The 9,892-nt window shown below is 57.2% G+C and carries 10 protein-coding genes; all 10 read left to right on the top strand.

All coding sequences use genetic code 11. The features are described from left to right. Positions 1–53 precede the first annotated feature (53 nt). A complete protein-coding gene (locus F753_RS41355) occupies positions 54–1,118 on the top strand; it encodes a pilus assembly protein PilM (protein ID WP_023446117.1) in 1,065 nt (354 codons plus the stop codon). Next, positions 1,118–1,690, top strand: coding sequence for a type 4a pilus biogenesis protein PilN (gene pilN, locus F753_RS41360; RefSeq protein ID WP_014821721.1), 573 nt, complete (start codon positions 1,118–1,120; stop codon positions 1,688–1,690). The genes F753_RS41355 and pilN overlap by 1 nt, the downstream gene beginning before the upstream one ends. Then, positions 1,687–2,310: a type 4a pilus biogenesis protein PilO gene (pilO, locus tag F753_RS41365; RefSeq protein ID WP_003301043.1), complete on the top strand. Its 624-nt coding sequence runs from the start codon at positions 1,687–1,689 to the stop codon at positions 2,308–2,310. The genes pilN and pilO overlap by 4 nt, the downstream gene beginning before the upstream one ends. A gap of 124 nt (positions 2,311–2,434) precedes the next feature. Next, positions 2,435–2,794, top strand: coding sequence for an IS66 family insertion sequence element accessory protein TnpB (tnpB, locus tag F753_RS41370; RefSeq protein ID WP_023445190.1), 360 nt, complete (start codon positions 2,435–2,437; stop codon positions 2,792–2,794). Positions 2,795–2,812: 18 nt separating this feature from the next. Next, positions 2,813–4,390 carry an IS66 family transposase gene (gene tnpC / locus F753_RS41375; protein WP_023445189.1) on the top strand — a complete coding sequence of 526 codons (1,578 nt, stop codon included), beginning with the start codon at positions 2,813–2,815 and terminating at the stop codon, positions 4,388–4,390. A 48-nt stretch (positions 4,391–4,438) separates the two neighbouring features. Further along, a complete protein-coding gene (gene pilP, locus F753_RS41380) occupies positions 4,439–4,921 on the top strand; it encodes a type 4a pilus biogenesis lipoprotein PilP (RefSeq protein WP_051375891.1) in 483 nt (160 codons plus the stop codon). 53 nt (positions 4,922–4,974) lie between these two features. Further along, the gene (locus tag F753_RS41385) at positions 4,975–7,050 is read left to right on the top strand and encodes a type IV pilus secretin PilQ (protein ID WP_023446119.1); all 2,076 of its coding nucleotides are present in this window, start codon (positions 4,975–4,977) and stop codon (positions 7,048–7,050) included. Positions 7,051–7,055: 5 nt separating this feature from the next. Continuing rightward, positions 7,056–7,601: a shikimate kinase AroK gene (gene aroK / locus F753_RS41390; protein WP_031298066.1), complete on the top strand. Its 546-nt coding sequence runs from the start codon at positions 7,056–7,058 to the stop codon at positions 7,599–7,601. 23 nt (positions 7,602–7,624) lie between these two features. Then, positions 7,625–8,728 carry a 3-dehydroquinate synthase gene (aroB, locus tag F753_RS41395; RefSeq protein ID WP_023446121.1) on the top strand — a complete coding sequence of 368 codons (1,104 nt, stop codon included), beginning with the start codon at positions 7,625–7,627 and terminating at the stop codon, positions 8,726–8,728. Between the two features lie 10 nt (positions 8,729–8,738). Then, positions 8,739–9,892, top strand: a 1,154-nt coding sequence (locus F753_RS41400) for an ExeA family protein (RefSeq protein WP_023446122.1), incomplete at its 3' end; no start/stop codon positions are given.

The following is a 9,892-nucleotide window of genomic DNA, read 5'->3' on the forward strand; positions in this document are numbered from 1 at the left end:
TGTGGATAAACATAATTAATCCGTAAGTTGCGGATAAAGATAGGAAATCGGTCGTGCTAGGGCTCTTCACTAAGAAAGCGAACACGCTGCTTGGGATCGATATCAGTTCGACCTCAGTCAAGCTCCTCGAATTAAGTCGATCAGGTAGTCGCTACCGCGTCGAGGCGTATGCTGTCGAGCCGCTCCCGGCAAACGCCGTAGTTGAAAAGAACATCGCCGAGCTCGAGGGCGTCGGCCAGGCATTGCAGCGGGTGGTTGCCAAGGCCAAGACCGGATGCAAGTCGGCGGTAGTGGCTGTTTCAGGCTCCGCGGTAATCACCAAGATCATCGAGATGGATGCTGGTTTGTCCGACGAAGAACTCGAGAATCAGCTGAAGATCGAGGCGGACCAGTACATTCCCTATCCGCTGGAAGAAGTGGCGATCGACTTCGAAGTCCAGGGGCCGGCTCCTCGCTCTCCTGGCCGAGCAGAAGTCCTGCTCGCCGCTTGCCGCAAGGAAAACGTCGAAATTCGTGAGGCAGCGCTTGCGCTGGCGGGACTCACTGCCAAGGTGGTTGACGTCGAAGCCTATGCGCTTGAGCGGTCTTACGGGCTACTTGCTCCACAGTTGGGTGCGGCGCATGGAGAGTTGACCGTTGCCGTGGTGGATATCGGTGCCACCATGACTACCCTTAGTGTTCTGCATAACGGTCGTACTATTTATACCCGTGAACAGCTTTTCGGCGGGCGTCAGCTGACGGAGGAAATTCAGCGACGCTACGGCCTCTCACAAGAAGAAGCTGGTCTAGCCAAAAAGCAAGGCGGCCTCCCAGACGACTACGACAGTGAGGTTTTGCTTCCGTTCAAAGAGGCAGTTGTGCAGCAGGTTTCTCGCTCGTTGCAGTTCTTCTTTGCGGCAGGACAGTTCCATGATGTCGACTGCATCCTGTTAGCGGGCGGGACGGCATCGATACCTGGGTTGGATCACATGATTCAGCAGAAGATCGGTACTCAGACTCTAGTTGCGAATCCATTCGCCGATATGGCTTTGAGCAGCAAAGTGAATGCTGGAGCGCTGGCTAGCGATGCGCCGGCCTTGATGATTGCTTGTGGCCTGGCGCTGAGGAGCTTCGACTAATGGCGCAAATCAACTTACTTCCGTGGCGTGAACAGCTGCGTGAAGAACGAAAGCAGCGTTTCCTAGCGTCTCTGGTCGGTGTGCTGGTCATAGCGGCTGGGCTGGTCTTTCTTGGAGATCGTTATTTCCAAGCTGCGATTGAGCAGCAGAGTGCGCGCAACGAGTTTGTCAAAAAGGAGATTGCGGTTCTTGATGCTCGTATTAAAGAAATCAAGGAATTGAAAGAGCGTCGTCAGCAACTACTGGAGCGAATGAAAATCATCCAGGACTTGCAAGGTAATCGACCTATTATCGGGCGAGTTTTTGATCAGCTTGTAAGAACTCTGCCGGATGGAGTGTATTTCACTTCGGTAAAAATGACCGGAAAGAACATTGCGATCATTGGTGCTGCCGAATCGAACAATCGTGTCTCCAACCTTATGCGCAATCTTGATGCCTCTGATTGGCTCGAAGCGCCGAATCTGAACGAGGTGAAAGCCGTCACCGCCGGTGCCGTGGATCAGGAAAATGTGTTCCAGCTGACGGTTCAGCAAACGCAGCCGGTTGCCGCTACGGAAGGAGCAAAGCCATGAGTCTGGCTGAATCGTTAGATAGTTTTCGCAAGATAGACTTCGCTGATCTCGATCTTAATAACCTCGGTTCTTGGCCTGCGCCGGTCAAGTTCATTGCTGGCGTTATGCTTCTCGCAGCGGTGCTTGCTCTAGGTTATTACTTTCATTTGCAGGATATGCAACTGCAATTGGAGCAGCAGCGCGCTCAGGAAGAAACCTTGAAGCAGCAGTTCTCGACCAAAGCCTTCCAGGCCGCCAATTTGGAAGCTTATAAAGCGCAAATGGCCGAGATGGAAACGTCGTTTGGTGCGTTATTGCGGCAACTGCCAAGCGATACCGAGGTCCCTGGGCTTCTGGAAGATATCACTCGAACGGGTCTCGGTAGTGGGCTGGAGTTCGAGGAAATCAAGTTGCAGCCAGAGGTGGCTCAGCAGTTCTATATCGAGTTGCCTATAAATATTAAGGTCGTTGGGGGGTATCACGATCTGGCAACTTTCGTGAGTGGTGTGGCAAGCCTTCCGCGTATCGTCACGCTACATGATTTCGAGATCAAGACCGAAAAGAACGAAGCTACATCAAAATTGCGTATGAACATCGTCGCTAAGACTTATCGTTATAACGACAAGGGGCTGCAGAAATGAATCGCGCGAGACTTACTGCGTTGGGCTTAAGTCTGGTTGCGCTGTAACCGCTCCACAAACCACACCTTCAAGTTAAGTGAAGGCCCACAGATGCTGTGCTCCCGATTTTCCTGGAGCCCAGCCCATGATGCGTCCCGACCCCAAGGTCAAAGCCGTTTACCTTTACCCCAAGCCGGTCGATTTCCGCAAATCCATCAACGGTCTGGCCGCCTTGGTCGAGTTGGATATCAAGGTGGCGGTGTTCGACCCGGCGTTGTTCGTTTTTCTCAACCGCACGCGCAACCAAGTGAAAATTCTGTATTGGCATCGTAACGGTTTCTGTTTGTGGCTCAAGCGCTTGGAGGCCGAGCGGTTCAAGACCAAACCGGATGCCGGTGACGAAGCGATCGAGCTGACGGTGCGGGAATTGAATCAGTTGCTGGAGGGCATCGACCTCTGGGGCAATCAACCGCACAAGGTGCTGACACCACGTTTCGTGACTTGAGCCGGTATAATCCATGGCATGATTTCCGTGCCTGAACCCCTTCCTGACGACCCCGCAGCGCTCAAGCAATTGCTCGCTGAGGTGCTGTCTTCTGCACAGAAATTGGCCAAGGACAAGGACGGGCAGATCGAGCACCTGCGCGAACAAAACGCACTGCTGATCCAACGCCTGTTCGGTCGCAAATCCGAGCAGACGGCCGATCCTGACTCGCCGCAGTTGGAGATTTTCAACGAAGCCGAAAGCCTCACCGAAGCCGAAAGCCTCACCGAAGCCGCGCCCGAAACTACTGCCGAAGAGATCGAGGAAGACGTCGTCGCGCCGGTCAAACGTCGTGGCAAGCGTAAACCACTGCCGGCTGAGTTGCCGCGCGTTGAGGTTATCCATGAGCTGCCCGAGCACGAGCTGACCTGTGCCTGCGGTGCTTGCAAGCAAGTGATCGGTGAGGAAACCAGCGAACAGCTGGAAATCATCCCGATGCAGGTGCGGGTCATCCGCCATATCCGTAAGACCTACGCCTGCAAAGCCTGCGAAGCCGCCCCGATCACCGCGGACAAGCCCGCGCAACTGATTGAGAAAAGCCTGGCTACGCCCAGCGTGTTGGCGATGCTGCTGACCACCAAGTACGCCGACGGCATCCCGCTGTACCGCTTCGAGAAAGTCCTCCATCGCCATGGCATCGACATCCCGCGGCAGACCCTGGCTCGCTGGGTGATCCAATGCGGTGACTATCTGCAACCCTTGCTCAACTTGATGCGCGACACGCTGCTGGATTATCCGGTGTTGCACTGCGACGAAACCCGGGTGCAGGTGCTCAAAGAACCGGGGCGCGGCCCGAGCAGCCAATCCTGGATGTGGGTGCAAACCGGCGGCCCGCCAGACAGGCCGGTGATCCTCTTCGACTACACAACCAGTCGTGCGCAGGACGTACCCTTGCGCCTGCTCACCGGCTATTGCGGTTATTTAATGACCGACGACTACTCCGGCTACAACGCCGTGGCCGCGCAAGCGGGCATCGAGCGGCTGGCCTGCTGGGCCCATGCGAGGCGCAAATTTATCGAGGCGCAGAAGGTGCAGCCTAAAGGCAAAACTGGGCGAGCCGACATGGCCCTGAACCTGATCAACAAACTCTACGGTATCGAGCGCGAGCTGAAAGACGCCAGCGACGCTGAACGCCTGAGTGCCCGCCAACAGCGCAGTCAACCAGTGCTCGACCAGCTCAAAGCCTGGCTCGACAAAGCTCAGCCGCAGGTCGCCGGACAGACCTCCCTGGGCAAGGCGGTGAACTACTTGGAGAACAACTGGAGCCGCCTGGAGCGCTACATCGAAGGCGGAAACCTGCCCATCGACAACAACCGCGCCGAGAACGCCATCCGCCCGTTCGTCATCGGCCGCAAAAACTGGCTGTTCAGCGACACACCCAAAGGCGCCACGGCCAGCGCACAGATCTATAGTCTGATCGAAACCGCCAAAGCCAATGGCCAGGAGCCCTACGCCTACCTGCGCCACATCCTTGAGCGCCTGCCTCAGGTCAACAGCGTCGAAGGCTACGAAGCGCTGTTGCCGTGGAACTGCTCGCCAGCGCCAGCTGCTTCCTGAAAACAACCCCGTCCGCTAGGACGGGGTTTATGGAGCGCTTACGTTGCGCTGACTGGCTGCGGCAGCAGCAACGACTTCGGCGATCTGCAGCAATATATGAATGAGGTCAGGGCGAAGCCGAAAGGGACAATTGAGCCGCTACCGGCATTCATTCCCTACGAAGCCTTTACCTATAGCGCTGCCGCCCTGCGACATCCGTTTCAGCCTCCCGTCAAGCTTGATTTAACCCAGCGGCAAAAGGGCTCAAAAGATATCCAGCCCGATGAGTCGCGAGTTAAGCAGTTTCTTGAGGGGTTCAATATCGAGAACTTCACGATGGTAGGCACGTTAGCCAATGGTGGGGGGCGGTACGCCTTGATCAAGGGCGGCGACGGGGTTCATCGCGTCAAGATTGGTGACTATTTGGGGCGCAACCATGGCCGTATCGTCGAGATCAGCGATGCGGGAGTGGATGTAGTGGAAATCGTACCTGATGGAGAGGGTGGGTGGCTCGAGCGCCCGCGCAGTCTGACCTTGAAAGAGCGCACCTAGCGCGGGGCAAAAGCATGGAAAACCTTTACCGGTCTGCACAACGGAAGCAATTTATGAACACTACCCTTTCACGCCTAGGTATCTCTTTGCTGGCGGCGTTTATTTCTCCAGCCCTGCTGGCGGCCAACCTGAACGCCCTCGATGTCGCTGCGCTGCCTGGCGACCGTGTTGAATTGAAGCTTGCGTTCGACGAACCGGTGGCTGCACCGCGTGGTTATACCCTCGATCAGCCTGCGCGGATCGCGCTCGACCTGCCCGGCGTATCCAATAAGCTCGGAGCGAAGAATCGCGAGCTAGGAGTTGGCAATGCGCGGAGCGTGACCGTCGTTGAAGCCCAAGGCCGTACCCGACTGATCGTTAATCTCAATACTCTGGTGCCCTACTCCACTCGCGTAGATGGTAACAATCTCTTTGTGGTATTGGGCGAAAGTTCGGGTGCTGTACGTGCCCCAGCTGTTTCAGCTGCGCCCGTTGCTCCAGTGGCTGCGCCTGCCAAGGCGATGGCTGTAGGTAAGGCGATCGAGAACATCGATTTCCGTCGGGGTGAAGACGGTGCCGGAAACGTCGTTATTACGCTCTCTGACCCATCGGTAGGCTCGACCATTGAGGAGCAGGGCGGAAAGATTCGTGTCCTCTTCGACAAGGCTCAACTGCCGGAGGCGCTGCGTGTTCGTCTTGATGTTCAGGATTTCGCTACGCCCGTAAAGTTTGTCGATTCGTCCGCTCAGGCCGGTGGAGCTAGTGTCGCCATCGAGCCGACCGGTCGATACGATTATCTGGCGTACCAGACAGACAACAAACTGACCATCAGCATCAAGCCTCTGACCGAGGATGAAGCCGAGAAGCGCAAGGCTGAGCGCTTCGCTTATTCGGGCGAGAAACTCTCGCTCAACTTTCAGGATATCGACGTTCGTTCCGTACTGCAGCTGATCGCTGACTTCACCGATCTGAACCTGGTGGCGAGCGATACCGTCGCTGGCAACATAACCCTGCGTCTGCAAAACGTGCCTTGGGACCAGGCGCTGGATCTGGTGCTTAAAACCAAAGGTCTGGATAAGCGCCAGGTTGGTAACGTGCTGCTGGTCGCGCCTGCCGACGAGATTGCTGCCCGTGAGCGTCAGGAGCTTGAGTCGCAGCGGCAGATCGCCGAGCTTGCTCCACTTCGTCGCGAGGTCGTTCAGGTCAATTATGCAAAAGCTGCCGATATTGCGCGGCTGTTTCAGTCGGTGACCAATTCCGAGGGGCAGGCAGACGAGCGTGGATCGCTCGCGGTTGATGACCGTACGAACAACATCATTGCCTACCAGACTCAGGAGCGCTTGGACGAACTTCGGCGCATCGTGGCGCAGCTGGATATTCCAGTCCGACAGGTCATGATCGAGGCTCGAATCGTCGAGGCGAACGTAGATTATGACAAGGCGCTGGGCGTACGTTGGGGTGGGACGCAGCTGTTCGCTAACGGTCGGGGCGCTGTTTACGGTAGCGACGATTTTGGCGATGAGGCTGGTGAAAGTGGCGAAGATGGCAACGGTAATTATCCGTTCGTTGACCTTGGCGTAGCGAATCGGACTGCCGGAATCGGAATTGGCTATATCACAGATAATCTGATTCTTGATCTCGAGCTTTCGGCGATGGAAAAGTCGGGTAATGGCGAAGTGGTTTCTCAGCCAAAGGTCATGACGGCTGATAAGGAAACGGCAAAGATTCTCAAGGGGTCGGAGATTCCTTATCAAGAGGCGAGTTCAAGCGGTGCTACTTCCACAACCTTCGTGGAGGCCGCGCTTTCGCTGGAGGTGACGCCCCAGATTACCCCTGATAACCGGATCATCATGGAGGTGAAAGTCACCAAGGACGAGCCGGATTTTGCAAACGACGTCAACGGCACTCCGACCATCCGCAAAAATGAAGTGAACGCGAAAATCCTTGTGAATGACGGCGAGACTGTCGTTATTGGTGGGGTTTTCTCCAACACGCAAAGCCGGTCGGTGGATAAAGTTCCGTTCCTGGGTGATCTGCCTTATCTTGGGCGTATGTTTCGAAGGGACGTCGTGGCAGACTCAAAATCCGAGTTGCTGATATTCTTGACTCCCAAGATTCTCAATCACCAAGCTGTTGCTGTGAGTCGCTGACCTCATTGAAGAACACTATCCTCGTAGGCCCGATGGGTGCTGGCAAAAGCACCATCGGGCGTTTGCTTGCCAAAGAGCTTCGTCTCCCATTCAAGGATTCCGATAAGGAGATCGAACAACGGACCGGTGCCAGCATTCCACTGATCTTTGACGTGGAGGGTGAGGGCGGTTTTCGCGAGCGGGAGCGGGCGGTGATCGCCGATCTCTGCCAGCTCGAGGGAGTGGTGCTGGCCACTGGCGGTGGTGCGGTGTTGCGAGAGGATAATCGGCAGGCCCTTCGTGCCGGTGGGCAAGTCGTCTATCTTTGCACGTCGGTCGACCAGCAGCTCGAACGCACCGCCCGCGACCGCAACCGGCCGCTATTGCAGGCTAGTGATCCCCGCAGCGTTCTGTCCGCCCTCATGGCCATTCGCGATCCGCTATATCGCTCGATAGCGGACGTCATCATCGAGACCGACGAACGTCCGCCGCGGATGGTTGTGACGGAAATTCTCGACCGGCTCGCGTCTTTACCGCCTCGTGAAAGCCGAGATGAATCTGCGCTATCCTAGACCCCTTTATTGTTGGGGGCCCCATGCAGACTCTTCAGGTCGATCTCGGTGAGCGTAGCTATCCCATTCATATTGGCGAACGGTTGATTGATCGCGCCGAGCTGTTTTCCGACAGGATCCGCGGGCGGCAGGTGGCCGTTGTCACTAATGAAACTGTTGCGCCGCTGTATCTCGATCGACTGACTCAGACCCTTTCCGACTACACCGTTACTCCGGTGATTCTTCCCGACGGGGAGGAACACAAGAATTGGCAAACCCTGCAGCTGATCTACGACGCTCTGCTCGGAGCTAGGCACGATCGCAATACCACGGTCATCGCGCTGGGTGGCGGCGTCATTGGCGATATGGCGGGCTATGCAGCGTCCAGCTATCAGCGTGGCGTGGACTTCATTCAGGTTCCCACCACGCTATTGTCGCAAGTGGACTCTTCGGTCGGCGGCAAGACCGGTATCAATCACCCTCTAGGCAAAAACATGATCGGGGCGTTCTATCAGCCCCGAGCGGTCATCATTGACACCGCGACCTTGAAGACATTGCCGCCTCGTGAGCTTTCTGCGGGGCTGGCTGAGGTGATCAAGTATGGGCTTATCTGCGACGAGCCCTTCCTTGGCTGGCTTGAGGCAAATGTTGATCGACTTCGAGCGCTTGATCCTGTGGTGCTGACGGAGGCGATCCATCGCTCCTGCGCTGCAAAGGCCAAGGTGGTGAACGCTGATGAGCGCGAGTCCGGCGTGCGCGCGATTCTCAATCTAGGTCACACATTTGGCCACGCGATAGAAACACATATGGGCTATGGCGTCTGGTTGCATGGTGAGGCCGTGTCGGCGGGAACCGTGATGGCGTTGGAGATGTCTTGTCAGCTGGGCTGGATCACGCGGATGGAGCGTGACCGGGCCATCAAGTTGCTGCAGCGCGCGGCGCTTCCGGTCGTGCCCCCTGCGCAGATGAAGCCGCAGGACTTTCTCGAGCACATGGCCGTCGACAAGAAGGTTCTGGACGGTCGGCTGCGCCTCGTTTTGCTGCGGCGAATGGGCGAGGCTGTTGTGACCGGGGACTTCCCTCGCGACGTGCTGGAAACCACCTTGAGCGCCAGTTACGGTGCAATGACGGAACACCTTGGAGCATAAGAAAATTTCCATGACCAGTTTGTCTGCGGACGACGCGTTTCTGAATCACTATGGCTTCAGCCATGACCCCTTTGCGGCTCGCGTTCCGGGCTTCAAGTTCTTTCCCGCGCAGCGCAAGCCGGTGCTTGGGCAGCTTCATCATCTGGCGCGCTACAGCCAGTTGCTGCTGCTGGTTACCGGGCCGGAGGGAAGTGGAAAAACCCTTTTGCGTCAGGCACTGGTTGCCAGTAGCAACAAGCAGGCGGTGCAGAGCGTAGTCATTACCCCTCAGGCTACGATGGATGCGAGCGCGCTGTTGGCACAGATCGCTCAAGCACTGAACAGCCAGGAGGCCGATTTCGACGGCGTGATGGCCCAGGTCATCCAGCTGGCGTTGACAGGTCAGGAAGTCTATCTATTGGTCGACGACGCCGAGCAGTTGACGGGTGCTGCGGTGGAAACCCTTCTGCGTCTGGCTGCGGGCACCCCTGAGGCCAGGCCGCATGTGTTCCTGTTCGGTGAGTCTGCGCTTGGCGGGCGGCTCGAGGCCTTGAGTGATGGCGAGGAGCGCTACCATGCCATCGCGCTGCAGCCGTATGAAGAGGACGAAACCAGGGAGTACCTGGCATTGCGGCTGGAGGGTGCCGGTAGCGGCCTAGAGTGTCTGAGCGAAGAGCAGATTGGTCGTATCCATGAGCAGTCTGGTGGTTGGCCGGGGGCGATCAATCAGTTGGCCCGAGACGAGCTCATCGCCGCGATGCAGAGCAAGCGCGGGCGGCGGAAATCGGGCGGTATCGGATTTCCGCTACCCAAAAAACATTTGGTTGCTGTAGTCGCAGTCCTTGTTCTTATAGCTGTCGGCTTTCTTTTCTTGCGTGGCGGCGATTCCGAGCGCCCTTCGGCCCCCGAAGTGACCTCCCTGCCGCTCGATGGTTCGTCTGCCTCGGGGCCGTCTGCTGAGACCGGGGAGCAGGACCCGGCTGCCATCGAGTTCGATGGACAAGAGCGGCCGTTGTCCCTGCCACTGGGTGGCGACGCACAGCCGGTGGTGCGCGAGCCGCTGGCGGCCGCTGCTGGTGGCGAGAGCGAGGACGAGAATGGCGGGCCCACCGCGAATGCCGCAGTCCCTACAATTCCTGCACCTGCACCTGCACCTGCACCAGCACCAGCACCAGCACCAGCACC

It is taken from the genome of Stutzerimonas chloritidismutans AW-1 (assembly GCF_000495915.1).
GTDB lineage: Bacteria > Pseudomonadota > Gammaproteobacteria > Pseudomonadales > Pseudomonadaceae > Stutzerimonas > Stutzerimonas chloritidismutans.